The 25,999-nt window shown below is 66.5% G+C and carries 29 protein-coding genes, 1 tRNA gene and 1 pseudogene; 18 read left to right on the forward strand and 13 right to left on the reverse strand.

The annotated features are described in order from the left end of the window. Positions 1 to 178 precede the first annotated feature (178 nt). From ACFY2X_RS11340 to ACFY2X_RS11355, 4 genes are read left to right on the forward strand one after another with little or no spacing between them, the layout of a single operon-like run. Positions 179 to 1,513 (forward strand): radical SAM protein, encoded by a 1,335-nt coding sequence (locus ACFY2X_RS11340; RefSeq protein WP_389935944.1) that lies wholly within the window; start codon positions 179 to 181, stop codon positions 1,511 to 1,513. 23 nt (positions 1,514 to 1,536) lie between these two features. Continuing rightward, positions 1,537 to 2,094 carry a flavoprotein gene (locus ACFY2X_RS11345; protein ID WP_389935947.1) on the forward strand — a complete coding sequence of 186 codons (558 nt, stop codon included), beginning with the start codon at positions 1,537 to 1,539 and terminating at the stop codon, positions 2,092 to 2,094. A 3-nt stretch (positions 2,095 to 2,097) separates the two neighbouring features. Beyond that, the gene (locus tag ACFY2X_RS11350; RefSeq protein WP_389935950.1) at positions 2,098 to 3,276 is read left to right on the forward strand and encodes a hemopexin repeat-containing protein; all 1,179 of its coding nucleotides are present in this window, start codon (positions 2,098 to 2,100) and stop codon (positions 3,274 to 3,276) included. 38 nt (positions 3,277 to 3,314) lie between these two features. Further along, on the forward strand, positions 3,315 to 4,760 hold the full coding sequence (locus tag ACFY2X_RS11355; protein WP_389935953.1) for a caspase family protein: 1,446 nt from the start codon (positions 3,315 to 3,317) through the stop codon (positions 4,758 to 4,760). A gap of 295 nt (positions 4,761 to 5,055) precedes the next feature. On the opposite strand, the gene ACFY2X_RS11360 is transcribed toward ACFY2X_RS11355, so the two are convergent. Further along, positions 5,056 to 5,607 (reverse strand): TetR/AcrR family transcriptional regulator, encoded by a 552-nt coding sequence (locus ACFY2X_RS11360; protein ID WP_389935956.1) that lies wholly within the window; start codon positions 5,605 to 5,607, stop codon positions 5,056 to 5,058. A gap of 94 nt (positions 5,608 to 5,701) precedes the next feature. On the opposite strand from ACFY2X_RS11360, the gene ACFY2X_RS11365 reads away from it, so the two are divergent. Then, complete coding sequence (locus tag ACFY2X_RS11365) at positions 5,702 to 6,034, forward strand: hypothetical protein (RefSeq protein ID WP_389935959.1); 333 nt, start codon at positions 5,702 to 5,704, stop codon at positions 6,032 to 6,034. Between the two features lie 208 nt (positions 6,035 to 6,242). Here ACFY2X_RS11365 and ACFY2X_RS11370 read toward each other — a convergent pair whose 3' ends face one another. The 5 genes and pseudogenes from ACFY2X_RS11370 to ACFY2X_RS11390 form a co-directional block, all read right to left on the reverse strand. Beyond that, complete coding sequence (locus ACFY2X_RS11370) at positions 6,243 to 7,652, reverse strand: aldehyde dehydrogenase family protein (RefSeq protein ID WP_389935962.1); 1,410 nt, start codon at positions 7,650 to 7,652, stop codon at positions 6,243 to 6,245. After that, on the reverse strand, positions 7,649 to 7,897 hold the full coding sequence (locus ACFY2X_RS11375; RefSeq protein WP_389935965.1) for a hypothetical protein: 249 nt from the start codon (positions 7,895 to 7,897) through the stop codon (positions 7,649 to 7,651). Before ACFY2X_RS11375 ends, ACFY2X_RS11370 begins: the two co-directional genes overlap by 4 nt. Positions 7,898 to 7,961: 64 nt before the next feature. Next, positions 7,962 to 8,414 carry a DUF3598 family protein gene (locus ACFY2X_RS11380; RefSeq protein ID WP_389935968.1) on the reverse strand — a complete coding sequence of 151 codons (453 nt, stop codon included), beginning with the start codon at positions 8,412 to 8,414 and terminating at the stop codon, positions 7,962 to 7,964. Positions 8,415 to 8,577: 163 nt separating this feature from the next. Further along, positions 8,578 to 8,811, reverse strand: a pseudogene (locus ACFY2X_RS11385) (VIT1/CCC1 transporter family protein); the annotation flags it as partial. A 510-nt stretch (positions 8,812 to 9,321) separates the two neighbouring features. Then, positions 9,322 to 9,837 carry a hypothetical protein gene (locus tag ACFY2X_RS11390; protein WP_389935971.1) on the reverse strand — a complete coding sequence of 172 codons (516 nt, stop codon included), beginning with the start codon at positions 9,835 to 9,837 and terminating at the stop codon, positions 9,322 to 9,324. A gap of 270 nt (positions 9,838 to 10,107) precedes the next feature. Between ACFY2X_RS11390 and ACFY2X_RS11395 the strand changes: the two genes are divergently transcribed. Both ACFY2X_RS11395 and ACFY2X_RS11400 read left to right on the forward strand, forming a co-directional pair. Then, on the forward strand, positions 10,108 to 10,440 hold the full coding sequence (locus ACFY2X_RS11395; RefSeq protein WP_389935974.1) for a hypothetical protein: 333 nt from the start codon (positions 10,108 to 10,110) through the stop codon (positions 10,438 to 10,440). 329 nt (positions 10,441 to 10,769) lie between these two features. Beyond that, positions 10,770 to 11,105, forward strand: coding sequence for a hypothetical protein (locus ACFY2X_RS11400; protein ID WP_389935976.1), 336 nt, complete (start codon positions 10,770 to 10,772; stop codon positions 11,103 to 11,105). A 195-nt stretch (positions 11,106 to 11,300) separates the two neighbouring features. Here the strand turns inward: ACFY2X_RS11400 and ACFY2X_RS11405 are convergent, their stop codons facing one another. Continuing rightward, positions 11,301 to 11,753 (reverse strand): NUDIX hydrolase, encoded by a 453-nt coding sequence (locus ACFY2X_RS11405; RefSeq protein ID WP_389935979.1) that lies wholly within the window; start codon positions 11,751 to 11,753, stop codon positions 11,301 to 11,303. Positions 11,754 to 11,825: 72 nt separating this feature from the next. Here ACFY2X_RS11405 and ACFY2X_RS11410 point away from each other — a divergent pair, with 72 nt between their 5' ends. From ACFY2X_RS11410 to ACFY2X_RS11460, 11 genes are all read left to right on the forward strand, one after another. Next, positions 11,826 to 12,611, forward strand: a complete 786-nt coding sequence (locus tag ACFY2X_RS11410) for a GntR family transcriptional regulator (protein ID WP_389935982.1) — start codon at positions 11,826 to 11,828, stop codon at positions 12,609 to 12,611. A 292-nt stretch (positions 12,612 to 12,903) separates the two neighbouring features. Further along, on the forward strand, positions 12,904 to 13,221 hold the full coding sequence (locus ACFY2X_RS11415) for a hypothetical protein (protein WP_389935984.1): 318 nt from the start codon (positions 12,904 to 12,906) through the stop codon (positions 13,219 to 13,221). Between the two features lie 8 nt (positions 13,222 to 13,229). Next, the gene (locus ACFY2X_RS11420; RefSeq protein WP_389935986.1) at positions 13,230 to 13,517 is read left to right on the forward strand and encodes a hypothetical protein; all 288 of its coding nucleotides are present in this window, start codon (positions 13,230 to 13,232) and stop codon (positions 13,515 to 13,517) included. A 36-nt stretch (positions 13,518 to 13,553) separates the two neighbouring features. Beyond that, positions 13,554 to 14,408, forward strand: a complete 855-nt coding sequence (locus ACFY2X_RS11425) for a GntR family transcriptional regulator (protein WP_389935988.1) — start codon at positions 13,554 to 13,556, stop codon at positions 14,406 to 14,408. Positions 14,409 to 14,520: 112 nt separating this feature from the next. After that, entirely contained in the window at positions 14,521 to 14,949 is a 429-nt protein-coding gene (locus tag ACFY2X_RS11430) for a plasmid replication, integration and excision activator (RefSeq protein ID WP_389935992.1), read from the forward strand. Next, positions 14,946 to 15,266, forward strand: a complete 321-nt coding sequence (locus ACFY2X_RS11435; protein ID WP_389935995.1) for a hypothetical protein — start codon at positions 14,946 to 14,948, stop codon at positions 15,264 to 15,266. The genes ACFY2X_RS11430 and ACFY2X_RS11435 overlap by 4 nt, the downstream gene beginning before the upstream one ends. An 85-nt stretch (positions 15,267 to 15,351) precedes the next feature. Next, a complete protein-coding gene (locus ACFY2X_RS11440) occupies positions 15,352 to 16,797 on the forward strand; it encodes an FtsK/SpoIIIE domain-containing protein (RefSeq protein WP_389935998.1) in 1,446 nt (481 codons plus the stop codon). Further along, the gene (locus ACFY2X_RS11445) at positions 16,797 to 16,991 is read left to right on the forward strand and encodes a hypothetical protein (protein ID WP_389936001.1); all 195 of its coding nucleotides are present in this window, start codon (positions 16,797 to 16,799) and stop codon (positions 16,989 to 16,991) included. The genes ACFY2X_RS11440 and ACFY2X_RS11445 overlap by 1 nt, the downstream gene beginning before the upstream one ends. Further along, positions 16,988 to 18,718 (forward strand): replication initiator, encoded by a 1,731-nt coding sequence (locus ACFY2X_RS11450; protein ID WP_389936004.1) that lies wholly within the window; start codon positions 16,988 to 16,990, stop codon positions 18,716 to 18,718. The genes ACFY2X_RS11445 and ACFY2X_RS11450 overlap by 4 nt, the downstream gene beginning before the upstream one ends. After that, on the forward strand, positions 18,715 to 18,906 hold the full coding sequence (locus ACFY2X_RS11455) for a helix-turn-helix transcriptional regulator (RefSeq protein ID WP_389936007.1): 192 nt from the start codon (positions 18,715 to 18,717) through the stop codon (positions 18,904 to 18,906). The genes ACFY2X_RS11450 and ACFY2X_RS11455 overlap by 4 nt, the downstream gene beginning before the upstream one ends. Then, complete coding sequence (locus tag ACFY2X_RS11460; RefSeq protein ID WP_389936010.1) at positions 18,903 to 20,285, forward strand: tyrosine-type recombinase/integrase; 1,383 nt, start codon at positions 18,903 to 18,905, stop codon at positions 20,283 to 20,285. Before ACFY2X_RS11455 ends, ACFY2X_RS11460 begins: the two co-directional genes overlap by 4 nt. A 258-nt stretch (positions 20,286 to 20,543) precedes the next feature. Here ACFY2X_RS11460 and ACFY2X_RS11465 read toward each other — a convergent pair. The 6 genes from ACFY2X_RS11465 to ACFY2X_RS11490 all read right to left on the reverse strand — a co-directional run bounded on the left by ACFY2X_RS11465 (position 20,544) and on the right by ACFY2X_RS11490 (position 25,989). Beyond that, a tRNA-Ile gene (locus ACFY2X_RS11465) sits at positions 20,544 to 20,620 on the reverse strand. Between the two features lie 79 nt (positions 20,621 to 20,699). After that, the gene (locus tag ACFY2X_RS11470) at positions 20,700 to 21,617 is read right to left on the reverse strand and encodes a sulfotransferase (RefSeq protein ID WP_389936012.1); all 918 of its coding nucleotides are present in this window, start codon (positions 21,615 to 21,617) and stop codon (positions 20,700 to 20,702) included. After that, complete coding sequence (locus ACFY2X_RS11475) at positions 21,614 to 22,909, reverse strand: lipopolysaccharide biosynthesis protein (protein WP_389936015.1); 1,296 nt, start codon at positions 22,907 to 22,909, stop codon at positions 21,614 to 21,616. The genes ACFY2X_RS11470 and ACFY2X_RS11475 overlap by 4 nt, the downstream gene beginning before the upstream one ends. A gap of 40 nt (positions 22,910 to 22,949) precedes the next feature. Then, positions 22,950 to 23,804, reverse strand: coding sequence for a sulfotransferase family protein (locus ACFY2X_RS11480; protein ID WP_389936018.1), 855 nt, complete (start codon positions 23,802 to 23,804; stop codon positions 22,950 to 22,952). Beyond that, positions 23,801 to 24,700, reverse strand: coding sequence for a hypothetical protein (locus ACFY2X_RS11485; RefSeq protein ID WP_389936021.1), 900 nt, complete (start codon positions 24,698 to 24,700; stop codon positions 23,801 to 23,803). Before ACFY2X_RS11485 ends, ACFY2X_RS11480 begins: the two co-directional genes overlap by 4 nt. Next, positions 24,697 to 25,989, reverse strand: a complete 1,293-nt coding sequence (locus ACFY2X_RS11490) for a hypothetical protein (protein WP_389936023.1) — start codon at positions 25,987 to 25,989, stop codon at positions 24,697 to 24,699. The genes ACFY2X_RS11485 and ACFY2X_RS11490 overlap by 4 nt, the downstream gene beginning before the upstream one ends. Between the last annotated feature and the right edge of the window lie 10 nt (positions 25,990 to 25,999).

Genomic DNA, 25,999 nt, shown 5'->3' on the forward strand with positions numbered 1-25,999 from the left:
GAAAGTCGCCCCGACGGCCGCGGCGGAGTAAACGGCAACTGCCGGAACTGCCCTGCCAATATCTTCTGCTGACCGAACCGCTTACCCTGCCTTCCCGTACAGATGTATGCAAAAGAATATGAGAAAGGGTGCGCCTGGTATGGCTAATTGCGGTTCGGATGGTCTGGTATGTAGATCCATGTATACCGTCGTCGTCGAAGGCGGCGACGGTGATTACCTTGTGTACAACACTCTCAGCGGTGCATTCTTGAAAACTCCCGGCAATGTCATTCGGTTCTTGGTTGACGATCCCGTTTGGCGCAGTGCCGTTTGCGATCTGTCGCCATTCCAGCGATATCTCCATGATGTCGGCATTCTCGTTGACGTAGAGCTGGACGAGTTTGAGATTTCGCGCCGGCTGCTGGAGGAGAGTCACGCGCGCGAGGACCGGCTCGAACTGTTTCTCCTGCCCCATGAGAACTGCAACTTCCGATGCACCTACTGCTATGAGTCGTTCGCCCGCAACAAGATGGAACCCTGGGTCGTCGAGGCGACCAAGCGATTGGTTCTGACACGGTCGGGAGCGCTGCGTTCGCTGTCGACGTCGTGGTTCGGGGGCGAGCCGCTGCTCGGTTACGACGTGATCTGCGAACTGTCGGCGTTCTTCGTCGAACTGTGCCGCCAGGCCGACGTCAATTACCAGTCGGGTATCACGACCAACGGCTACCTGTTGGATGCGGAAAAAGCCCGTCATCTCATCCATGACTGCCAGGTGCGGCAGTTCCAGATCACACTGGACGGGCCATGCGAACAGCACGACCGGCGCCGGCACCTCATGGGCGGTGGCGGCACCTACGAGCGCATTTACCAAAATCTCAAGGATCTGAAAGAGATCCCCGAATCGTTCAATGCCATGATCCGGGTGAACTTCGACCACGAGGTCGGCGCCGCCATGGACGACTTTCTCCGTGGCCTACGTGACGACTTCGCGGGCGACCCGAGATTCCTCATCCACTTCTTTCCCATTGTGAACCTGGGGGGAGCCACCCGCAGCGAGATCGACGAGCTGCCCTTGTGTGATGTCAACGCGACGCGCGTGCTGGAATACCAGCTCCTTGAGCGGGCTGTCGACTACGGTTTCCGGACGATGACCCGCGACCAGATTCAACCGCTGGGCTCGACCTGCTACGCGGCCGATCCCAGAAACTTCATCATTGGAGCGGACGGCACGATCTACAAGTGCACTGTCGCCTTCGACGACCCGCGCAACCATGTCGGTGTCATTCAACCGGACGGTTCGCTGCAGATCGACGCGGCCAAACTCGGCCTGTGGACCGAGCACGCCGGAGCGAGCGATCCGCATTGCCAGTCCTGCACGCTCAATCCGTCGTGCCAGGGTATGGCGTGTCCCCTGTACAGGATGAACACTGCAAGCCGAGCCTGCGTGCCCATGAAGTCGGATCTGCCGCGCACCATCCGGTTCCTTGCCCGGGAAATGGTGGCGCAGGAGGCGCGTCAGTGTCAGAGTCGGTAGCTCCTGCCGTAAGGCGACTGCTGGTGGGCGCCTGCGGCGCAGCCAACGTGGTGAACCTGCACGAATATCTCATTTCGCTGGGGCAGGTGGCCGATCGTGCCGCGGTCGTCCTGACTCGGTCGGCGCGCGAGCTCGCGTCGCCCCGGTCGATCCGGGCAGTCACCGGGAGCACCGTATACACCGACGAGGACCATCACGGCCTGGCCGTCCCGCACATGGAGCTCGCACTCTGGGCGGATCTGATCGTGGTGGTTCCAGCCACCGCGAACATCCTCGGCAAAACGGCACACGGCATCGCCGACGACCTTCTTTCCTCGATCATTCTGGCGTATGCGGCACCTGTGATCTTCGTGCCCAGCATGAATCCAGCGATGTGGATGAACCCCGCCGTGCGCAGAAATGTCGAACTGCTCAAAGAGGATGGGCACCGTTTCCTGTTCTCCGACACCACGCGACCGAGCCTGGAAACGGCGACAGGCGAATGGATCATGAGTGAACTGGGCCTGAACCCGGAGGAATTGGTGAAAAAAGTCTCAACCGAGGCTGAATCCCTTGAGTTTCTCAAGCAGACAGCGGAGTGATCGATGGGCACAGGAGTGTACCTCTTCCGGGGCGGCCGGTACCTGCGCTACGACCGAGGTGACGACACCGCGGGTGATTCGTTCGGGGTCGCGGGGAACTGGCCGGGGCTCGCGGAGACTGGATTCGACCAGCCTGATGCGGCGGTCAATTTCGAGGCGGGGAAGGTCTATTTCTTCCGCGGACCAGACTATGTGCGGTATGACGTGGCAAGCGACAAGGTCGACTCCGGTTACCCTCTGCCTGTCGCCGATCATTGGCCGGGTTTTCAGGAAGCCGGTTTCGGTGCGAATATCGATGCGGCGGTCAACTGGGGAAACGGAAAGGTCTATTTCTTCAAGGGGCCGGATTATCTCCGCTATGACATCGCCGACGACAAGGTCGAGCCCGGTTATCCTCTGCCTGTCGCCGATCATTGGCCGGGTTTTCAGGAAGCCGGTTTCGGTGCGAATATCGATGCGGCGGTCAACTGGGGAAACGGAAAGGTCTATTTCTTCAAGGGGCCGGATTATCTCCGCTATGACATCGCCGACGACAAGGTCGAGCCCGGCTACCCTCTGCCTATCGCCGACCACTGGCCCGGTCTCGGCCCGACCGGCTTCGGGGCGTCGGTCCGGGCCGCCGTCGACCTGTTCGACGGACGTGACGTGTGGCTGCCGCGCGCCGAGCGTATGCCGGCCACGAAGAACGGTCCTAAGTATCTGCCTCTGCCGTGGCGCGGAGTACTGCACACGACGGAGGGCCCCACTATCGCAGGCGCCCTGCAGACCTTCCGCGACACCAATTTCTGGCCCACGCTCACCATCGAGCCGAACACGTTCCGAGTGGTCCAGCACTACTCACTCAACGCGGGTGCCCGAGCCCTGTCCGACCGCGCGACCGCCGAGAACGCCGCACGTTGTGTGCAGATCGAGATCGTGGGATTCGCCGCCCAGACCCCATCGTGGGCACCCGAGCAGCTGGCCTTCATCAGAGAGGTCATCCGCGACATCGAATCCCTCGTGCCGATTCCCCGGCAGTCGAGCCGAACGTTCCTGGACGCGGCCGGTGTGAGTTCGAAACCCGGCAACCGCATGTCAGTCGAGGAGTGGAAGAGATATTCCGGTTGGTGCGGCCACCAGCACGTACCCGGTGAGTCGCACTGGGACCCGGGGGCCCTGGACATCGCCGCCGTGCTGGGCTGACGAACTCGTCTTACCACCGTGCAGAAAGGAGCCGACCCGTGGCGGGAATCGCCGTGCACGTCGGGCTCAACGGCGTGGATCGCAACGCCTACGAAGACTGGGACGGCGCACTGGAGGCCCCCGAAAACGATGCCGTCGCGCTGGAAAAGGTCGCCCGGAAGCTCGGATACGACACGAAGGTCCTCCTCACCCAGGAGGCCACGACGAAGGCGGTTCTGGGCGAGATCAGCCGAGCCGCAAGCTCCATGGCCGACGGCGACATCTTCGTGATGACGTACGCCGGACACGGCGCGCAGCTCACGGACCTGGACAACGAGGAGCCCGACCGGAAAGACGAGACCTGGGTCCTGTACGACCGCCAACTGCTCGATGACGAGTTGCGGGTGGCGCTGTCCGGGTTCGCAGCCGGCGTCCGGGTCGTCATCGTCTCGGACAGCTGCCACAGCGGCACAGTCATCCGTGCCGCGGCCGAAAAACTGCTGCGCGAACGCGAGATCACCGCCGCCTTCGCCAAAGTCGCTCCGCACGTGCGCAGCAGGGACTTCGCGGGGCCGGGTGCCGCGGCCGCGCCCCCTAAGGTGCGAGAGATCCCGCCGGCAGTCCAGAAGCGCATCGAAGCCAAGCAAGGCGACATGTATCGCAGGATTCGCCGGAGCACCCCGAGGGCAACCGAGCTCACCCCCGACGCGAGCATCATCTTGCTTGCCGCATGCATGGACAATCAGACCGCCGCCGAGCAGCACGGGCACGGGCTGTTCACCGCGGCCCTGCTCGAACAGTGGGACGGTGAGACCTTCGGGGCCGACTACGACGAAGTGATGTCCTCGGCCTGCAAACAGATCCCCGCCCTGCAGAGCCCGCACAAGATGACGATGGGCCGGAACTGGCCCGCCTTCGAAGACCAGATCGCGTTCACGGTGGCTCCGCCGGCGACCACCACGGCCGCCCAAGGCCAGACACCGACTGACACGTCCACAAATCATCCCGGTGAGGAGACGACACCCGTGACCGAGCCCAAACAGCCGACAGCCTCGCCAGCGAGCGGAGCAGCGCCGCAGCTGACGCTCTCCGTCGGTGTGACGTTGCGTCCCACAGATCGGCTCAGCGAGATACTGCTCAACCTCCTGTCCGCCTCGTCAGACGGTTCGGACAAGTCCGGCCGGCGAGATCTGGCCTCGCTCTTCCTCGAAACTCTCTACTGCGAGACGCCCGATGACCTCGGCGGCGACGAACCGATCATCACATTCAATGGCGAGAACGTGTGGAGCGCCTCGGGAATGGACGCGGGAGACTCGCGCGTCGTCAACTACCGGCGGGCCTTTTCCGACTTCGTCATCGTGAAGCTGTACGACGAGGAGCTGGGGGCGGACGACGAGATCGGCACGCGAGTCATCAGCTCTGATGAAATGGGACTCGGCACACGGCATGCCTACTTCTCGGCACCCGGAGGCGCCCGCTACACGTTGACCTATTCCGTCGAATGAAGCCTCACTGGAGCGCGTCACCGCTTTGGCCAGGTGGTGGTCGGCCACGCTGGACGTCTGCGCTTCCCGGACGTGCAGCCAGGGGCTGAGTGTGGCAGAGGCTTCATGGCACAGTGCGAGAACTTCGTGCGCGGGCACAGCGGGATCCGGGTCGACGAGAGTGTGGGCCCACCAGGCCTTCAGGAATTTCCAAACCACTGCAACCTGCTCGTCAGGTCACTGCTGCCCCCCTGGCACTCACAGTTGTGCTCATCCTCGATGACCACTTCGAAGTCGGCATGCTCACTCGTGTCGATCACGTTGCCAGAAGGATGTCGACCGCCCGGGCGATGACCTCCTCGCGGTTGCGGCCGAGGTGCTCCGCGGCGAGGAAGTGACTGCCGATCGCCGTACAAAACGCCAGCAGGCTGCGGGCCTCGACCTCATCCGGATCGGAGCAGAAGGTGCCGATCATCTCGCGCAGCAGAGCCATTCGCCGGTTGTCCACCCGGCGCAGCCGTACGGCGACGGCCACGTCATACCGGGCCCAGTCACGGATGGCGAGATCGATCGGGAGCAGCCGGTCGGGGGAAAGGGTGAGCCGACCGGCCAGCTGGATCTTGGCTCGCGGATCACCGCCCTCCTCCTGGATCCTGCTGAGGACATCGTCGATACTCTCCCGCTCCCAGGCTTCCAACATCTCCTCAAGCAGTGCGTTCCGGTCCGCGAAGTATCCATAGAAGCCGCCCTTGGTCACCCCGAGCGCCTTGGCGAGAGCCTCGACCCGCACCGCATCCGGACCGCCTTCTGCCAAGGCCTTCAGGCCCTGCTCGACCCATGCTTCGCGAGGTGTCCTAATCGCACCCACGACGTGACTCCTCTCACACACCCGACATCTATACGGCAGCGTATATGTGGGGCTATCGTCCTTAATATACGGCACCGTATATGAGGAGGTCGCAATGAAGACAGGCTTCATCGCCTATCACTATCCGTACGCCCACTATCGCGATCAGTTCGCCAGGCACGTGGAAGGAGTCGCCCGGGTCTTCCGCAGCGCGACCGGATGCCTCTCAGCCGATTGCTGGCTTGCCGAAGACGGCGAATCCGTCGTTTCAATCGTGAAGATGGAGTCTCCGGGGGCGCTTGAGGCGGCGTTCGCGACGCTTCGGTCGGCGGAGACAAGGGAGGCCCTTGAGGCGGAGTTCGGCGCGTCCCCGCCCGGGACCGTTGATGGCACCAATGACGAACTCTTCGTCCGCCCCCACGTGGTCCATCAGATCGTGTCCCTCTGAGGCCACATCACTCCGCCGCCAAACGGATTATGAGAATCCTCGGTAAGTGGCGCTCCCTGTCGGGACACGACGCTTTCTGTCGCTCTACCCGCGAATATCCTCATGCTGGGGCGCGACCATGCGTGTCACGGCCAGAGGGCGCCAACCATCGGCGGCTGAAGGATCCACAGCGATCCCGGATGCGGGCCTGAGCGCCGGGGCCACCAGCTCACAGATGCCACCACGGGTCCGGCTCGGGTGATCTGTTGACGAGGTGAGCCTGCTGCCGGACGAAGCGGAACAGCGAGGCCGGACCCATTCGGGAGCCACCCAGTCCCGAAAACTTGAAGGAGTTCTTCGCCCCATCGTGGATGAAGGCTGTCAGCGCCGCGTCGTTGACGCTCACCGCGCCGACCTGGAGCTGAGCCGCGACAACCCGGGCCGTGTCGAGCTGCTGGGCGAAGACGGCCGCCGACAGGCCGAAGGCGGAGTCGTTGGCCAGCTGTACGGCGTGCCGCGCGTCCGAGACCGGCATGACGGGGATGACCGGGCCGAATGTCTCTTCCGTCATCACCAGCATGCCGTGATCCACTCCGGTGAGCACGGTCGGCTTGCACCACCGGCCGCCATCCAGTGTCTCGACGGTCCCGCCGCAGCGGGCGACGGCCCCTTTGGAGAAGGCGTCGTCCAGGTGCCGTTCGATGACGAGTGCCTGGCCGGGGTCGATCAGCGGCCCGATCTGCCCGTCGGCCGGGCCCGGCCTCGCCAGCCGTAGCCGCTCGGCCTTGGCCGTAAGGAGGGCGACGAACTGCTCGAAGTCCGCTTCCTCGACGTACACTCGCTCGATCGACAGGCACGACTGTCCGGCATTGGCGGTCGCGCCCCAGAGGATGGCCGAGCTGGCCCGCTCCAGGTCGGAGCCTGCCAGTACGATGGCCGGATCCTTACCGCCGAGCTCCAGGAATGCGGGGATGAAGGCTGCCGCCGCGGCGGCTCCGACCGCGCGACCCGTGGGTACGCTGCCGGTGAAGGCCAGTACGTCGACCAGCCCGACCAGTTCCGCACCGGTCGCGCCGTCGCCTTCGACGAAGGCCACCACCTCGGCGAGCGGGGGCACCCGCCGGATGGTCTCCATGAGCGGTGCGACGAAACGCGGGGTCACCTCGCTCGGCTTGGCCAGGACGGCACTGCCCGCGGCCAGCGCCGGGATGGCGTCGATCAGCCCGAGGAGCAGCGGGAAGTTCCAGGGGCTGATGACTCCGGTCAGCGGGTAGGGAACCAGGGCCTGGCAGACCTCGATGCCTGGTACGGCTGCCGCCTGCGGAGCTCCGGGCGTCAGGAGCGTGGGTGCCAGGGTGGCCCAACGCTCCAGCATGCCCAGCACGCTGCGCACCTCAATGACCGATTCCGCGTATCGGCCGGTATCGGCGATCAGTGCGGCGAGCAGGGTGGGCTCGGCAGCGGCGATCTCCTTCCGCCAGGCCGACAACGCCGCCCCGCGAGCCTCGGGCGAGAGCGCTGCCCAGCCAGGCTGGGCAGCGCGTAGGCGGGTGGCCAGCTGAGACAGTTCGGTCGCACTGGGCGGGCACAGGTCGCGCTCGACCTTGCCCGTGCGCGGGTCACGGACCTGGTACGTCACATGATCACCCCTGCTTTCCGTAGCTGTTCGATCGTCGCGCGCTGGCGTTGGGAGAACCAGGCCATCTCCGGTACGGTATCGCCCAGCTCGTCCGGCTGCTCTTCCTCGTGCCTGCCGTACTCCCGCGTCCAGAGCGCCGGCGTGGCACGGGCCGGCAGGTTCCCCATGCCCGGCCGCGCGCGGTAGCGGCGCAGGGTTCGGAGATCGAGTTCGGCGGTGGCCATCAGGCTCTCGCCGACGCCCACGGCGACGGCGGAGGGAGTGGCCGAGGCGGACTCGCGTACGCCGTTGGCGATCGACGGCCGGCTTTCATGACGGGACGCGGGTCTCGTCGATCAGGGTTCGCTGGATGCATTTCCCGCCGCGGATCCACTGCCAGACCCGGTTGCGGGTGTTGCCGTCCGGGCTCAGCACGATCAGTTCGAACAGCCTGAGGTCGGCGTCTGTCTCCTTGTAGATCCATGACAGGTAGATCGTGTCGTCGTCGACGGCCCAGAACTCGCCTTTGATTCGCTCGGTGTCGAAAGCGCAGCGGCCCTGGCCCAGGTAGGTGCCGGGGAAGCGATGCTCCTCGGTACGGCCGTCCTCCCAGGTGTAGCGGTTGATCTGGTAGTAGTCCCAGTCTCCGCTGTCCGGCAGGGTGCAGGTGAGCCGGGCGTGATGGCGGTCGACGACCGTGCCGTCGGGATCCACGTAGGTGTAGGTGCCTTCCCACTCGCCTTCGTGTCGGGCGAGCAGCGGCATCTCTTCCCTGATTCCCATGGGTTGCTGTTCCTCTCAGGTGAGCCCGGCTCCCACCAGGCTTCCGATTCCGAAGGTGGTTGCGGCGGCGAGCCCGCCGAGCGCCAGTTGGCGCAGAGCGCCGGCCCACCAGGGGCGCGGTGAGCCGGGCGACGATGCCTCCAGCGACAAGCAGTCCGAAGACGCTGACAACGGCCGCCACGAGCAGGCCCGAGGTGCCGAAGATGAACGGTAGCACCGGGATGATCACACCGGCGGCGAAGGCGGTGAAGGAGGAGAGGGCCACCACGTACGGGGAGGGGAGATCGTCAGGGTCGACGCCCAGCTCTTCGCGGACGTGGACCCGCCACGCGAGTTCCGGCTGCGCGCTGATCTGCGCCGTGGCCTTCTCGGCCGTCTCCGCGTCCAGGCCGTCCATCGCGGTTCCTGGTCAAGCGTGGTAGGGCGGGCGGGACTTGAACCCGCGACCGACGGATTATGAGTGGACGGCCTCTTTTGGCCTCTGCGGTGCTCTCACCTGGCACTTTGGTCGGTGTGTCGTCCGGGGCTCATGAAGGCAATCCGCGTATGTTCCGGATCTTGAGATCCGACGCTTTGTGAGGGCTCTCGGCAATCGGGCTTGGTCCGGCACCGTCAGAGTATCCCTCTTGTCGCTATGAGACCCGGTGAGCCGGTGCTGAGGGACGAAGCACCGGATCGTCGATCGCCCCCAACCACTGCATGTCATCAGCCACTTACAGGCGATCGTGATACAGGACTACACGACTGACACCCTGCTTGCAAATCGGTCCGATCTCGGACCGTACAGGCCGTGAGCTGGGCGGAAGGCTTCCCACGAGTGACCATGACTGCCCCCTGTTGACCGCCCTTAATGGCCCGCTAATGGCCCGACGGGCAGCCTGGCCGATCTGCTCGACGACCGTCCCGGTCAGGCACACGACCAGCAGTAGAGCTGCTGACCATGCTCCTTCGCACGACGGGACAACCCAACAAGACCCTCCGCTACGGACATCAGATACTCCATGTCAACCGAGCTGAAGTGCGAGAACTCCTCGATCTTCGCCCAGCGCTCCACCAGTCTCGGCAGGCGTGCATCGTCCGCGTCGGCGAGCAGATCACGCACATTCACCGACAGCTCTTCGATACCCACGCTGCTGAGGTAAGGCGAGTCCTCCGGCAGGGCGTCCCACTCCTCATCAGTCTGCGGCACCGGGTCGGGATACAAGGGGTACAGGCGCACTGTGGCGACCAGCTCTGTGGACAGGTCGACATCAGCGATGAGCGCCACCAGCTTGTTCAAGGTCCCCCACGTGTCAATCCACTTGGTTTCCACCACGTCGAACCCGGAAACCCCATGGGGTTCTTCGATCGCACGCGAGGCTTCCGGCCGGACGAGTGCCGCCTCACGATCGGTAGCGCGGTAGTACTCAAAGAAGAGACCCATGTGAACAATCCTGGTCAGGTAGCGAGGGGTAAGACTGACATCAAGATGACGGACAAGCCAGGAGATGCGGCAAGACTACGGAAGATCGATTGATCTTACTTGGCAGGCAACTCGCACTATCAGCTTGGGAAGTCTCTATCGCGCCTGGCCGCTGAGCTGGTGAAACGCTGACCTGCGAGGGAGGGTTCCAATTACCCGTGGTTCCCCGTGAGTCTCCCTTGATCACTCTTCTGACGGGCACGCAACGGGCACGGCTGAGAGGCTATGGGCATGAGCGAGATCGTCAGGCAAGTGCCGTTTCCCTTCAGCGGTGGGAGGTTCCCGTCCGAACTTGGGGCCGTTGTGCAACGTACGGTCGTCGACGGGGAGCTTCCGGCACTCATTGTGATCCACGATGATGACGGCGATTGGCTGATCGGAGATGACGTGACCGATGCGAGCGACCCCGCGGCCTCAGTCATCAGCCATGTTCGCCACCTGGTGGACCGTGATCCCAGCATCGAGGAGACCGCCGGTCTGTCCTGTGGCTACGCGGCTCGAAGGTCGTCGCGATCGGCTCCATGGGCGATCGAGAAGTGGAGTTACGTGGATGAGGACGCCTAGCAGTTCGTGAGGTGACTCCCTGCCTGTTGCCGCCGGTTATCGCGTGGCCGCTTGTGCGAGCTCGGTGGGCCGGGGTTGAGGAACGAAACCCCGGACCGTCGATCGCCCCCAACCCCTACGGAGATCAGCCACCGCCGGGCGATCGTGAGGGCAGCAGTCCAACGGGCCAGGGCTGGAGATCTCCTTCCTGGAGTGCGATCATCGGCTCATGACACTGATCAGAAAGGGCCATGCCGCGTAGGCGCCCCTCCGAGGTCCGCGCACGCCGGTTGAGGTGCGGAACCCACAGGGCCTCGATTCATCAGGTCCCCGGTCTCACCGCTCGGCCTATGGCTGCGGTGATCGCCCTGGAACACACCCTCCTGGAGCCAGGTGAGGTGGCCGTGAGGCTACTGGCCTGGACACGGGAGGTCGTCCCCGGCACCAGCACCCGGCTCTTACCCACGTGCTCGTGTCCTGGGTGTTCGTGGGAGGACGATCCGCGCGGGGAGCTCGAACGGGTGCTCGTCGCCTTGCCGCGCTGGGCCAGGCCGTATCTCTACAGCCTGGTGCTCCCCATCGACAGAAGCTTTCTCGCCAGGACGACATCGGACCTTCGTGCCTCGCCTGACTGGCCGTGGTGGCGGCAACGGCGACGTCCGTACTTCGGGGACGACCCGGGCTGACCTGGCGGCGGTGCGGCCCAGGTGCGGCGGCTGAGGGGTTGGTACGGCGGGCGGGTGGTGCGGTGGGCGGCCCGTGGTCCCGCCGCCGGCCGAGACCGGCGCCCACGCCGCACGCTCGGGCGGCGTTCGGGCGACGGGCCGTGCGGCGGCGCGCCGCGCCGCCGCCTTGATACCCATGAGAACAATTCGGCAAGGTCACTCGTGGAGTTGTGACGTCCCGAGTAGGCGAACGCCGTCGTGGCTGCGGATGGCCGGTGCCTGGTCTTGGTGCATGGCGTCGAGGACACGGATGGCGAATGCCTCGGATGCGAGTTCCTGGACCTCGTCTGCGGTGACCCAGCGGAAGGCTCGGGCCTCGTCGGTCTCGGTGAGGTGGCCACCGATGACTTTGCAGCGGAAGACCAGGGCGACGATGCTGCGGGTCATGTTCTTGTAGACGCCGGTCAGGGTGACGGGCTCGACGGTCAAGCCGGTCTCTTCGTGGATCTCCCGGAGCAGGCCGCTGGTGATGTCCTCGTCGCGCTCCAGGACTCCGCCAGGTGCTTCCCAGTGGCCGTTGTCTCGGCGCTGGGTGAGGAGGGCCCGGCCCTGGTCGTCGATGATCACGCCTGCCACGCTGACGGAGTGCTGCGTGTTGTGGTGATCCATCGGATGTCCTCCGGGGCTGCTGATCGCTATTCTCGGACTGCGGTACATGTATGTACGAGTTGAGGAGTGGTCGTGGCCGAGCTGCCGTTGCCGGATCTGGACCCGACCAGCGACCGGGCCGTCTTCCGGCAGATCGCCGATCACATCAGGCATGCGATCGAGCAGGGCATTCTCGCCGAAGGTGACAAGGTGCCCTCAGAAGCTCAGCTCATGCAACATTACGGCGTCGCGCGGATGACCATTCGCAACGCGCTTCAGGTCCTGCAGGGTGAGGGGCTGACCGTCGCTGAACACGGGCGCGGCGTCTTTGTCCGTTCCCATCCTCCGGTCCGCCGGTTGGCTTCTGACCGGTTCGCTCGTCGCCATCGCGAGGAGGGCAAGGCCGCGTTCATCGCGGAGACCGAAGGAGCGGGCGGGAAACCAACCGTCGACTCCATCAAAATCACTGAAGAGCGGCCGTCAGCGGACGTGGTCGAGAGGCTCGGGATCACCCCAGAAGATCGCGTGATTGCCCGGTCGCGTCGATATCTGATCAACGGCCAGCCGGTGGAGACGGCCGTGTCGTACATCCCAGCGGAGATCGCTCGGGACACGCGGATCGCGCAGCCGGACAGTGGTCCGGGAGGGATCTATGCCCGGCTGGAGGAGTTGGGCTACCGGCTGGATCACTTTGTGGAGGAGATCCGTTCTCGGATGCCGCTCCGCGACGAGGTGCGGGCGCTCAAGCTTGCTCCGGGTGTTCCGGTGTTTCACCTGGTCCGGACGGCTTACGCCGTCGATGGTCGCGCCGTGGAGGTGTGCGACACGGTGATGTCCAGCGATGCCTACGTGCTCTCGTACGAGCTTCCCGCCCGATAACGCTTGACGAACTCCTCTAGAGGAGTCATAAAGGAGTTGCACTCAAACTCCTATAGACGAGCAGACGTCTGTAGGGGTTGTCTCTGGTGCTGTGGAGATTGCCGGATTCGAAGGGGCGAAGCCTTATGGCCGACCTGTGTGTGTCCTGTGAGGGACGGGGGTGGAAGTACGTCAGCCCTCGGCGCGGATTGATTGCCGGCCCCGGGGAGACTGCTCCTTCTCTCCGCGTGCGCGACGACTGCTCCACGTGCCAGGGATCTCGTGTCCTGGAAACTTCGCGAGGGCGTGCATCGTGAGCGAAGGGCCGATGGTGTCCAGGAGTGTTTCGCCGCTGGATATGGCCGAGTCCCTACAAGCCGAACTTCGGCGTGGAGGGATCTCCGCCGACGTTCACGACGGGTACGGCCTGGCGCTGGTGTCGGTCTGGGTCGGGCTGGTCGTGTGGTGTGACGGTGATCGGTTCTGGTGGCGTACCGGCTGGGACGATCGGCGCAGGCGCTTCACCTATGCCTGGCATCCGGCAATGGACCCGGCTCGCGCCGCTCGCCGGGTCGCGTTCCGGTACGGAGACCTCCGCAGGAAGAGCTCGTCGTCCGTGTCGAACGCCTAGGCTGCGCCGTGATTCCGCCCGACGAGTGCCTGAGTCCGCATCTCGGAGTGGCGCAGCGCGATCATGTGCGGCTGGTCTGGTGGCGCTTCTACCAGACGTTTGAGCGGGTGCGGGTGATGGAGTGGACCTGTGCCTGCCGGAGCACGGTGTACGAGCTGTGCGAGGGCGGCGGGCGAGCGTTCATCCGGCGCATCGTTCAACTCGAAAACGATCATCAGGTCCATGAGACCCATCGGTGGTCGATCGCTGAAGCTCGGGCGAACTGGACGAACCTGTTGTCCGGGAAGGCCCGGTAGAACGAGTGTGGCGGTGCGGTCGATGGGGCCGACAGGATGGAGGGGGTCTCCAGGGGCCCGCACCGCCACACTCTCCCCGCTGATTTTGATCAGCTATGCAAGTCGAGCATCCACGTCTATGCTGACGACAAGTCGAGTAGTTGGGTTGTTGTCATGTCCGTATCTGATGAAGAGTACGCTCCTCCGAAGTATGCGCAGATCGTCACCGCGATCCGGCGCAAGATCGCGGATGGCACCTACCCTCCCGGTTCGCAGCTGCCTTCCGAAACCCAGCTCGTTCGCGAGTTCGCGGTCAGCCGTCCTACGGTCGTCCGAGCACTTCAGGTGTTGCAGCTTCGAGGGATCATCGACCGCGAGCACGGCAAGGGTTCCTATGTGAAGACTCCGCCGCCCAGCTCTGAGGGTGACTCCTCTCGGCCGGGCCGGGCCGTACTCGATCGAGTGGAAGCCAGTGAGGGCGGAGCGGTCATCGCGGCGGGAGCGCGACCTGCACCAGGGAATGTGGCGGCGATGCTAGCCCTGCCCGAGGGGGCGCCGGTCGTGATGCGCCGCGTTCTGCTCAGTGAGGCCGACGAGCCGTGCGAGCTGGTCACCTTCTGGTGTCCGATCGAGCTGGCCGAAGGAACCGACCTTGGCCGCCAGACACCGCTGACCGTAAGCGCTCGTCAGCACCTGCAAGGAGTCAAGGGCCTGCGGCTGGATCATGTCGTGGAACGGCTGGCCGCTCGTCACCCCTTGCTCGAAGAGGCCAAGGTGCTGGGACTGGGCAAGTCGGCCGCGGTGCTGGGTGTGATGGCGCGCGTCTTCGATGCCTCGGGCCGTCCTGTGCTGGTCATCGACATCGCGCTTCCGGGTGCGTTGCACGAGCTGGAAGACGCCTACACGCTGTGATGTGACCTAAGTCACATCAAATCTCGGAAACTCGTATTGTCGAGTGCTCGTTTCCTGGGTAGCTTCGAACTCGACAATACGAGTTAGCGACAGTACGACAGGAGAACAAGCCATGGCTATCCAAGGCCCCATTGCGATCGGCTTCGACCAGGTCTTCCCGCACGGCTGCTATGTCGTCGGCGAGGTCGAGCCGGTCAAGGACTTCGACGCCTCCACCAACGGCCGGTTCGTCCAGGCCCGCGACAAGACCGCCGGAGAGCCGGTGTGGCAGATCGCGGTCATGGACGCCGACCCGACCGTGAAGGCCGCGCAGAAGACCGTCGCCGTCAAGATCTTGTCGCCGGTTCAGCCGGTTCCCCCGGCATCGCTGCCGGACTCGCCGTTCGTGCCGGTGGAGTTCGACGGCATGACCGCCACGCCCTACGTCGGCCAGAACACCGGCCGTCTGGCCTGGTCGATCCGGGCGCGGGCGATGCGTGCTCCCCGCGCCGCTGCGGCCCCGGCCAAGCAGGCTCCGGCCGGTAAGGAGGTGGCGGCATGAACGAGTACCGGCCCTACACCCACGCCTCGGCGTCGATCGATGAGAACGGCACCCGGCTCAGCGTCTCGTTCAACACCCCGGACGTGTCGGTCAAGGTGCTGGGGGCTCAGCGCGAGCGGCCATTTCTGAGCCTGTCCACCGCTGAGGCATGGGTGTCGATTTCCACCACGGGCGGCGGGCCGGTCACCGAGCGGGACGTGACCCTCGCCCGGGAGATCTTCAATGCTGCCGCGCGCTACCTGGCCGACTGTGAACGCCTCCACGCGGCACAGGCGATCACCCCGGCACTTCCCGGCCTCGACGAAAACGCGGCCTGACATGAAGCGGGGCCGCTGGAACTGGCATTCCGGCGGCCCCTCGGTTCTCCCTGGACAGCACATCGAGGAAGAGGACTCAAGTCTAATGTTCAAAAAACTGCCCGGCGACGAGGCGCAACACCTCGTCTCCACCACCCCCGACACGGCCGTGGTGTTCCGCCCGGCTGTCGTCCGTACCCCGGCGATCGTGACCCTCGTCATCTTCGTATGGCGCCTGCTGGCCGGTGTCGTCCGGCTGCTATGGCGTCACCCGGTCGCCTCGGTTGTCGTCGCCGTTCCCTGCGCGCTCGGCTGGCTGTACGGCTGGCAGTGGGGCGTTGCCCTGGTCGCCCTGGTCCTGCTCGGCCTCACCGTCTGGGGCCTGGTCGATCGACCCTCATTCCTTCGCCTGGTGGGCTGGCGGCTGCTGGCCTGGTGGCGGCTGGTGTGGGTCTACCGGCGTCACTGGCAATCGGTGATGATCGTCTCTGGACTGAGTCGGAAGGTCCATGGCCGCGACTACCTGCCCCATCTGATCAAGGTCACCTGCACCTCGTGGGCCGACCTGGTCACGGTGAAGATGCTCAAGGGCCAAGCGGTCACCGACTGGTCCGACCGGATCGAACACCTCGCGCACGGGTTCGGCGCGACCTTGTGCCGGGTGACGGTCGCCCGGTCGGGCCGCCTGCTGCTGACCTTCCCCCGGCGTGACCCACTGGCCACTCCGCTGCCCGCTGTCCCGATCCCTCCGGCCGCCTCGGTCGGGCCGGTCGAGATCGGCAAGCGCGAGGACGGCACCCCGTGGAGGCTCAAGGTCCACGGCACCCACGTTCTCGTGGCGGGCGCGACAGGTGCGGGCAAGGGCTCGGTCATCTGGTCGGCAGTCCGGGGCCTGCTGCCCGCCAAGCGGGCGCGTCTGGTCGAGATCTGGGCGCTGGATCCCAAGCTCATGGAGCTGTCCTTCGGCCGGGACCTGTTCGACCGGTACGCCGCTGATCCGGCCCACTGCGCCGATCTGTTAGAGGCGGCGGTGAAGGTGATGCAGGAGCGGGCGGGCCGGTTCGCCGGAGTCCAGCGCAACCACACTCCCACCGTGGATGACCCGTTCATCCTGATCATCGTTGATGAGATCGCGTTCCTGACCGCCTACCAGAACGACAAGGGGCTCAAGCTGCGCATCTCGGCCGCCCTGGCGACCCTGACCACGCAGGGGCGGGCGGTCGGCGTCGGCGTCCTGGCCGCGCTTCAGGATCCGCGCAAGGACGTGCTCAGTATCCGCAACCTGTTCCCCGACAAGATCGCGCTCCGATTGGACGAGTCGGAACAGGTGGACATGGTCCTCGGCGACGGGACCCGGGATCGGGGCGCACTGGCCGACCTGATCTCCCCTGACCCGGAGCAGGGCGCGGGTATCGCCTACACCCGACTGGAGACCTCACCCGACCCGATCCGGGCCCGGGCCGGCTACGTCTCCGATGCCGATATCCGCGCCATGGTGGCCGCGTTCGCCGCTGACACCCTGCCCCTGTCGTTCACGGAGGAGATGGCCTGATGCGGATCATCATCCACGGCACCGCCGACCAGATCGAGGGCCTGCCGTTCCGCCGCCTGCAAACCGTCGACGGCTCTGATCTCGCCGAAATGGTCGTGATCGTCGATCTGAACTCTGCCCGACTCCGCAAAGCCCCCTACAGCGACGCCTACCGGCTGTGCGCCGACGTGCTCGACCGAAAGGAGGCCATGTGACCGACACCGCCCACCCGTCCACCCCCTCAACTCCTACCTCTCCGAACGGCGCCGATCGCACGCTTCCCCGCCTGGTGCGCGACACCCTGCCCCTGGCCCTGGACGTCGCGATCGAGGTCGCCAAGCACAACGGGGTATGCATCCGCCCCATCGAGCTCAAGCGCCTGGACACCCACACCGGCACGATCGAGCCGTTCGACATCCCCTGCGGCACCACCAGCGAAGCCAAATGCCCACCGTGTGCTCAGCGCAACAAGCAGCTCCGCAAGGCCCAGTGCCGGGAAGGCTGGCACCTGGAGACCGAACCCGTCGCCGAACCCCACCCGGCCACCGAGGACCAGAAGTGGCTGATCGAGTTCCGCGCCGACGTCCAGGCCAAGCGCGATCAAGCCGAACGCGACGGCGAGGACACCGCCGACTGGGACGAGGCCATCGCGGGCATCGACACGGAGATCAACGCCGCCGGGATGCGCGGCAATGTCCTGGGCGGGCGAACGGCCCCGAAGCGCTCCCGATCCACCCGGCGCCGCCAGGACGCCCCGGACCTGCCCAAGCGCGCACGGCAGAACACCACCCTCGGGCGGACCTTCACCGCTCCCGACGGGAAGGTCTACCGGCCCTCGCTGTTCGTCACGCTCACCCTGCCGTCCTACGGGCGCGTCCGGAACGGTGCGCCGGTCGATCCCACGACCTACGACTACGCGCGGGCGGCTCGCGACGCGCTGCACTTCTCCAAGCTGGTGGACCGCTTCGTGCAGAACCTGCGCCGGGTGGCGGGCTATGACGTGCAGTACTTCGCCACCGTCGAACCGCAGAAGCGGTTTGCCCCGCACCTGCATATGGCGATCCGCGGGACCCTGCCCCGCGCCGAGATCAAGCAGATCGCCGCTGCCACCTACCACCAGGTGTGGTGGCCTGCGGTCGACAAGGTGACGTTCGATGGCGAACACCTGCCGGTGTGGGCCGAGCGGGCCGACCGCGTCGAGCCGTACTTGGACGGGCAAACCGGCGACTACCTTGACCCGGCCACCGGCGAACTCCTGCCCACCTGGGACCAGGCGCTCGACCAACTCGACCAAGACGACGAGGCCGAACCGCTGCACGTGGTCCGCTTCGGCGATCAGGTCGACGTGCAGGGCATCCTCGCCGGGACCCCGAATGCTCACAAGCGGATCGGCTACCTGACCAAGTACCTCACCAAGAACCTGGGCGACACCCTCGACCCCGAGGACCCCGCCACCGATGACGCCGCTCGCCGGGACCACGCCGCCCGGATGGTCGAGGCGCTGCGCTACGAACCCTGCTCGCCCACCTGCCCGAACTGGCTGCGGTACGGCGTGCAGCCTAAGGGCGCCAAGCCGGGTATGACGCCGGGCCAGTGCCGGGGCAAGGCGCACAAGGCCGAACACCTCGGCTACGCCGGACGCCGCGTCCTGGTCTCTCGTAAGTGGTCCAACAAGACCCTGCGCGAGCACAAACAGGACCGCCGTGCCTGGGTCCTCGACATGCTCGGCCTACCCGACGACACCACCACCGACCCACACCGCTACATCTGGCGCCCGGTCTCTGCCAAGGACCCGACCCGTACCCCGCTCGCCCTGCGGCTGATGCGCGGTGTGGCCAACCGGCACCGAACCCGCGCCCGGCTCGATGAACTGCGGGCCAGAGCGGAAGGCAGACCCGTCCCAGATCTTTTGGCAACTCCGGCTCTGGGGGAGGCGGCGTGAAGAAGAAAGACGAGCTGATGACCATTCCCGAGATCCTCGACGAGTTGCGCGATGTCTCGGAACGCACCCTCTATCGCTGGCGCGAGATCGGCAAGTTCCCCACCGGTATCCGGCTGCCCAACGGCAAGATCCGGCTCTACCGGAGCGAGTTCGAAGCCTGGCTAGAAACCCTCCGGGAGGCGGCGTGAAAACCTCGTACAAGGTCAAGTTCTGGGAGATTCGCACCAACACCAAATCCCAGGGCGCTGGTAAGAAACCTCGTATCGTCTCCCACACCGTTCGCTGGACCGTGGGCAATCGTGAGAAGTCTCAGACCTTCAAGACCAAAGGGCTTGCTGAGAGCTTCCTGTCGGATCTGCGGCAGAAGGCCAAGAACGGTGAGGCGTTCGGCCTGGAAAGTGGTCTCCCGCTTTCGATGATCGAGGTCAAGGACGCGCGCACTTGGTACTCCCTCGCCGTCGCCTACGTCCAAGCTTGGTGGCCTCACGCAGCGGCTAAGACCCGTGAGGGCATGACTGAGACTCTGGCTTGCGTCACGCCGGTTTTGGTCAACGATCTGCCCGATCGCCCGGACGACGAGGACATCAGACGGACACTGCTCGATTACTCCTTCCTCCCTGAGGACCGCCGCCCGGCTCCCACACCGAAAGTCCGTCAGGTCCTTCGGTGGCTGGAGGCGGCCTCCCTGCCCCTCAACTCGCTGGAGGACCCCAAACACGCACGCGCGGGTCTGGAGGCCATCTCCCTGCGACTGGACGGCAAGGCGGCAGCGGCCTCGACCTACCGGCGCAAGCGGGCGGTGTTCCATCACGTCCTGGAGTACGCCGTCGAGCTGGGAGAGCTTTCGGCAAATCCGATGCACAGGGTGAAGTTCCGCAAGGTCAAGGCCAACGGTGAGATCGATCGTCGGTCGGTGATCAATCCCGAACAGGCTCGTGAGCTGCTGGTCGCCGTGACCTACGCGGGTCGTAGTCGTGGCCCGATGATGGCGGCCATGTTCGCCTGCATGTATTTCGCCGCCCTTCGCCCGGCTGAGGCGTCCGGCCTGCGTAAGGCGAACTGTCATCTCCCCAAAACCGGATGGGGCACCCTGACTCTGGAGACGACCCGGCCGGAGAGCAAAAAGCGCTACACCGACTCGGGGGAGTCCAACGACGAGAGAGGACTCAAGCACCGGGATGAGAAGGCGACGCGGGTGGTTCCGATCCCTCCGGAACTGGTAGCCATTCTGCGCGACCACATCGACAGGTACGGCGTCGCCGAAGACGGGCGGCTGTTTCGGACAGGGACGGGCCAGACCTTCTCCGGCTCTGCGGTCTCCATGGTCTGGAAGCAAGCACGTTCCTACGCCTTCACTCCCGACCAGGTCGCCTCACCTTTGGCGCAGCGGCCGTACGACCTGCGGCATGCGGCGGTCTCCCTCTGGCTGAATGCCGGGGTTCACGCGCCGGAGGTGGCACAACGAGCCGGGCACGGGGTGGATGTGCTCCTCAAGGTCTATGCCAAGTGCATCGACGGTCAGCACGAGATAGCCAACAAGCGGATCTTGGAAGCTCTCGCCGCGTGAGATCCCTGACGGCAAGACAGAACAAAGGACCCCGGGTAACCCTCGGGGTCCTTTGTCGTGGTGGCTCCGGCGCCCCCGGAATCGTTCCGGAAGCCTCCGGAACGTCCGTGGTGACCTGGGCAAACGTTGGTGATCCCATTCCGCGTATATTCCGGGACCACTGGCAGACACCTGCGTCTGGCTGCATCCAGCTGCATGTGCCAGTCAAGATCGATAGCGGCAAAAGGCCAGTTCAGGGCCTAAGTTCCTGGTCAAGCGTGGTAGGGCGGGCGGGACTTGAACCCGCGACCGACGGATTATGAGTCCGCTGCTCTGACCGGCTGAGCTACCACCCCGTGTGAATGTTCTAGATTCGATCATACGAGGACCGGGAGGTAGAAGGAGCAGAGACATGTCACCTTTCGGTGTTCCGACTCAGTACTCCGAGACGCCCTGGGAGGCGAGCTCTCTGACGCGGTCGATCTCTTCCGGGCTCAGCCGGCCGGCCGCCGTGGTCAGGGCCTGGCGGGAGTTCATGGGCCGGTAGGCCGTGCGGGACAGGCCGTTCCAGGTGAAGCCGCCGGTCTCGGCGGCGGGTGCCGTGCAGGCGCGGGAGATGCGTTCCTCGGCGCGGGCGGACCAGGTCAGGCCCGACCATTCGTACAGGCGGCGAAATCCCGGTGCCGGGTCGGTGGCCAGGTCCTCGTAGCCGACCAACATGATCCCGGAATGCCGGGCGGCCAGGTCGGTGGCGATGGTCCGGCCCGCCCGCCACAGGGCGACGGCCTTGGCGACCCGGTCCTGGCAGCCCACCAGCGGGCGAAGCGCGGAAAGGTGCGGGTGGTCCCGGATCAGCAACGGCTGTTCGAGCAGTTCGTGGAAGTAGATCGTCCAGCCGAGCCGCTGCCAGCTGCCGACGAACGACACGACGTCGCGGAGCAGGATGATCACCCGGCAGCCCAGCCGTTCGGCGAACCAACCGGCGGAGAACAGCGCGAACGGGTCGTCCAGCAGCGCCCGGCGGCCGGTGAGCCTTCCGAACGTGAACGCCGCGCCGTACCGGACCATCCTCGCCAGGTCGTACGGCGAGCGGTTGCGGCGCAGCTCGGCCAGGAACCGATAGCGCAGCGCGACGGTGTCGGTGAAGGCGGGCAGCCAGATCTCTTCGTTGTCCGGGCAGATGTATTGGAAGCGATGGGTGACGGGGGCGTTGAGCACGCCGGGGCACTGCCCGGGCGGGTGTTGGGGGTTCAGCGGTTCGTTGACGTAGACGAGTTCGCCGCTCGCCGCGAGCATCTTGCCCACCCAGCTCGTACCGCTCCGGGGCAGCCCGGTCACCAGCACGGGCGTCATCGCGCCCGCCATGATCGCAGGGCGGCCAGGCTGTGGACGCCGAAGGGACGCAGGCCGTACCGGCGGTGGATCCGCCACAGCGGAAGCAGGTTCTTGACCAGCGTGCCCCCGGCCCAGCCGAGGGCGGCGCCGAGCGCGCCGTGGGAGGGGATGAGCAGCATGTCCAGCGCCACGGTCACCGCGATGGCGGCGATCAGGTTGGCCAGGCTGGAGCGGGTGTGCCCGGCGGCGGTGAGCACCACGTCGACCATGCCGCAGGCGGTGGCGAGCATCATGGTCGCGGCCAGTACGAGCGCCACCGGAACTCCGGAGGCGTAGCCGTCGCCGAACAGCCCGAGCAACCATGGCGCGAGCGTGGCGTAACCCAGCCAGACGGGCCAGGTCACCAGGACCAGCCACATGGTGGCCGACTGGTAGAGCTCGCGGGCCCGTGGCACGTCGTCAGCGGTGAGGGCGTCGATCAGCTTCGGCTGCACGGCCTGGGTCAGGCCCTGGTTGGCGAGCTGACCCACGATCTTGAACCGGGTGGCGGCGGTGTAGACCGCGGCCTCGACCGGCCCGGCGAGCACCGCCACGATCACGATGTCGATCCGCTGGAACACCGCCTGGATCGCGGCGGCCAGCGACCGGGGCCAGGTGTAGCGCCACAGGTCGTGCGCGGTGCCGGGCAGGTAGGGCGCGTACGGCAGCCGCCGGCGCAGCCAGCGCGCGGCCAGCAGCAGGACCGGCAGGGACGGCAGGGCCCAGGCCGCCGCGAGCAGAGGCACGGACCTCGCGCCGGACAGCACCACGGTCGCGACGCCGGCGAGCTGGGCGATCGGCTGGAGCACGCCGCTCAGCAGCACGGTCGGCCGCATCACGCCGAACCCGCGTGTCGCGGCCACCATGATGTCCGCGCACACCACCACCGGAAGCGCCACCGCCAGCACCCGGAACGCGGGGTCGGGCGTGCTGAGGCCGATCACCGCTCCGGTGACCAGCGAGAGCGTCACGACCGGGACGAGCGCCGCACGGACGTAGCCGGAGGTGCAGCGATAGCCGAACGGCCGTGATCGGGCGATGAAGTAGATCAGACCGTTTCCGGCGTCCAGCCGCAGGATTCCGGCGATCATCAGGTACAGCGCCGTCGTGGCGAAGAAGGCGCCCGCCGTCTCCGGGTTCGTCCCCCGGGTGACCAGCACGACCGTCGCGAACTGCGCGGTGGCTCCGACTCCGGCCCCGGCCAGTCCGGCCAGCCCGCCTCGGGCCACTCCCTTCAGCCTGGGCAGGCGGGCGGGGATCAACGTCGCCACGATGGGGCCGTCCTGTTCTGGCCGGGCGGGCCGGTGAGGATCAGCGTCGCCATGACGGTTCCGCGCCGAGCCACGGGGTCAGCAAGGCGTCGGACTCCTCGAAGCGGCCGGCCAGCTCGCGGCGGAGCGACTCGGGCATCGGCGCGGGCCGGGGCCGGGCGTTGTGCCGTTCGAACAGCGGATCGCCGATGTGCGGCAGCCCGAGGAACTCCAGCACCCGGTCGTAGACGATCTCCGGCTCGGTGAAGAACCGCCCGCTGTCCAGGACGAGCACCCGCTCCCGGCCGACGAGGGGCTCCAGCCGGGCCAGCTGCTCGATGTAGCGTCCCCGGGCCAGATAGGCGTGGTGGCGGTGGGAGTGGCTCGCCGAGTACGGCGAGGCGCACAGGTCGTCCGCCGCCCCCGCCAGCCGCTCCTCCTCCAGTTCCAGGGCACGGGTGAAGCCCTCGGTCTCGAAGCCCCGGGCCAGCTCGTGGGCATAGGCGGAGAAGGCGCGTTCGACGGGGTCGCGGACCAGCACGATCAGCTTCACTCCGGGCAGGTCCCAGGCGATCCGGGAGCAGGCCAGCGGGTGGAACAGGTAGTAGGGCGAGGATTCGAAGGCCTGGGGGCGGCAGCCGTACCGGCGTGCCAGCCGGGAGGCCTTGGACTGCAGCGGGAAATGCGCCCGATACCAGGACAGGCCCCGGTTGTAGGCCATGTCGAAGTAGTGCACGCCCTTGTGGAGCACGGGTTTGAGGATCAGCGGATGCTGGGACAGCGCCCGGTAGAGCGAGGTGGTGCCGGAACGCTGCGCCCCGACGATCAGGAAGGAGGGCAGCATCCGGCTCCCGGCGGTGATGCGTCCGGTGGCCCGCGACACGACGTGGACGGAGTGCTTCAGCCTCGGCTTCAAATGAGGGTCTCCTGGGAGTCGACGACGGGGGTGAGCCAGCGCTCGGGCGGGCCCAGGGGGGAGTGGCCGTCGGCCGCGTGCCGGTCCGCCAGCGTGATCAGGTAGCGGATCGCGGTCAGCCTGGCCTCCGAGGCCGACAGTCCGAACGGGGCCAGGGTCGGCAGGGCCTGCGCCAGGCAGGCCCGGGCCGCGGTGGGTGGATCCATCCGGCGCAGGGCGCGCTGGAAGAAGTGGTGGACGGCGTCGAAGCCGAGCGGCACCCCGGTGGCGAACCGCTCCCAGTCCCACACCAGCAGCCGCCCGTCCGCCCCGGGGGCGACGTTCCACGGGGAGAAGTCGCCGTGCCAGGCGAATCCACGGTCGCCGACGCGGCTGATCTCGTTGATCGCGGCGGTGAGCAGGTCCTGGGGGGCCGGGCCTCGCCGTACCGGCAGCGGGGTCAGCGCGAGCACGGACAGGCCGCGCCAGGACCCGTGGTGCAGCACGGCCGGCGGGGTGACGGTCTTCAGCGGCATGCCGGCGAGCAGATCGAGCGTCCGTGCCTCGTTCGCGACGAGCTCGCGGACCCGGTCGGTGTCGCCGATCTTCACGAAGGCGGCCAGTCCGTCCGGGGCGTGGGCCTCCAGGATCGGCTTGCGGTTGGCCCGAAGGGCCGGGCGGACGTGCAGCACGACCCGGATCGGGGCGCTCAGCGCCTCGCTCAGGTAGGTCTCGATCGTGTCTTCCCCGGCAGGGACCATGATCTTCCCGCCGGGGTGCCACCACGCGCGGGGGGCGAGCCTGCGGGGGATCAGGGGGTGGGGAAGCAGGCTGTACGGCCGGGCCTCGCCGGGACCGGGGAACAGCAGGCCGATCGTCTCGCCGAGGTAGCGCAGCCTGACGCGGGCGTCGTTCATGTGGCCCTGCTCGCCATCGAGTTCCTCCAGAGCAGCGCGAATGAGATGAGATACAGGCTGAGCGGCGTGACCAGCCCGTCGTAGACGAACATGTAGAGCAGGGTGAGGATCATCACCAGGACACCGGCCATGCCGATCGGGCTCCGGTCGTGCCAGTGGCGGCGGACGGCTCCGGCGAAGAAGGCCACGTAGAGCCCGGCCCCGACGAACCCCTGCGTGATCATCAGGTGCCAGAGCTGGCCGTCGCTGCCCAGCGGCGGATGGCCGCAGGTGACGCACCAATCGGTCTTGCCGGTGGTGATCGTGCGATGGCTGCCCGTCGCGTTGCGGGTGTTGCCGTAGCCGATGATCGGCGACGTGCCCGCAGCGGCGATGGTCGACGTCACGGTGAAGGCACGGATGTCGTTGCTGTGCGGGTTGTCCAGCCGCTGGGCCACCATCGCCTGCAGGGGGCTGAGGAAGAACGCCAGGGCCCCGCAGGCGATGGCGGAGCAGGCCACAAGGCGGGCCCGCGCGCCCAGCCGCAGGACCAGGTAGGCGGCGGCGATGCCCAGGCCGATCCAGAGCCCGCGGTTGAGCGAGTAGACGATCGGGACGGTGGCCAGGGCGAGCAGCGGGACCGCGGCAAGGCGTTTACGCGGCCCGCCGTACACCCACCAGCCGACCACGAACCAGATGAGCAGCACCGAGACGTTGCTGCCCCAGGCGTTGGCCCACTCGAACGGGGCTTCGGGCCGGGGGGAGGCGTGCCCCAGGACCTTCTGCACCTGGGCGGTGGTGGGATGGATCAGGTTGTGAACGAAGGGGTTGCCGCTGACCCAGCCGGGCAGGACCCGCTCGACCGGTGAGGTGAAGTCGGCGTGCGGGGCGAACACGCCCAGCAGGCCGCCCGCGACGGTCGTGACGAACAGGGCGCCGAGCATGCGCACCAACGTGAGCTGCGGCAGCTCCTGCTCGGTCAGGTTGCCCAGGTAGAGCACCATGATCATCAGTGAGACGTAGAGGAACAGGCGCATCAGGTAGCCGATCAGCCGTCCGGCGCCGAACTCGCCGTAGGTGTTCGGCGGCATCTCGTCGAGCATGAGCGCGCTGACCAGGTAGCCCGCCAGCAGCAGCAGCCAGAGCCCGAACCCGCGCGGCACCCTGATCGGCCGCCGTCGCAGCAGGACCAGCGCCATCGGCACGGCCAGGACGATCACCGACAGCCCGCCGAAGCCCAGCGCCCACCACAGCGGATACGCCACCAGGAACGCGGCGATCGGCCAGGCCGCCCGGTGCAGACCCCTCACGACGGCAGAC

The organism is Streptosporangium sp. NPDC000396 (assembly GCF_042898655.1).
Taxonomy (GTDB): domain Bacteria; phylum Actinomycetota; class Actinomycetes; order Streptosporangiales; family Streptosporangiaceae; genus Streptosporangium.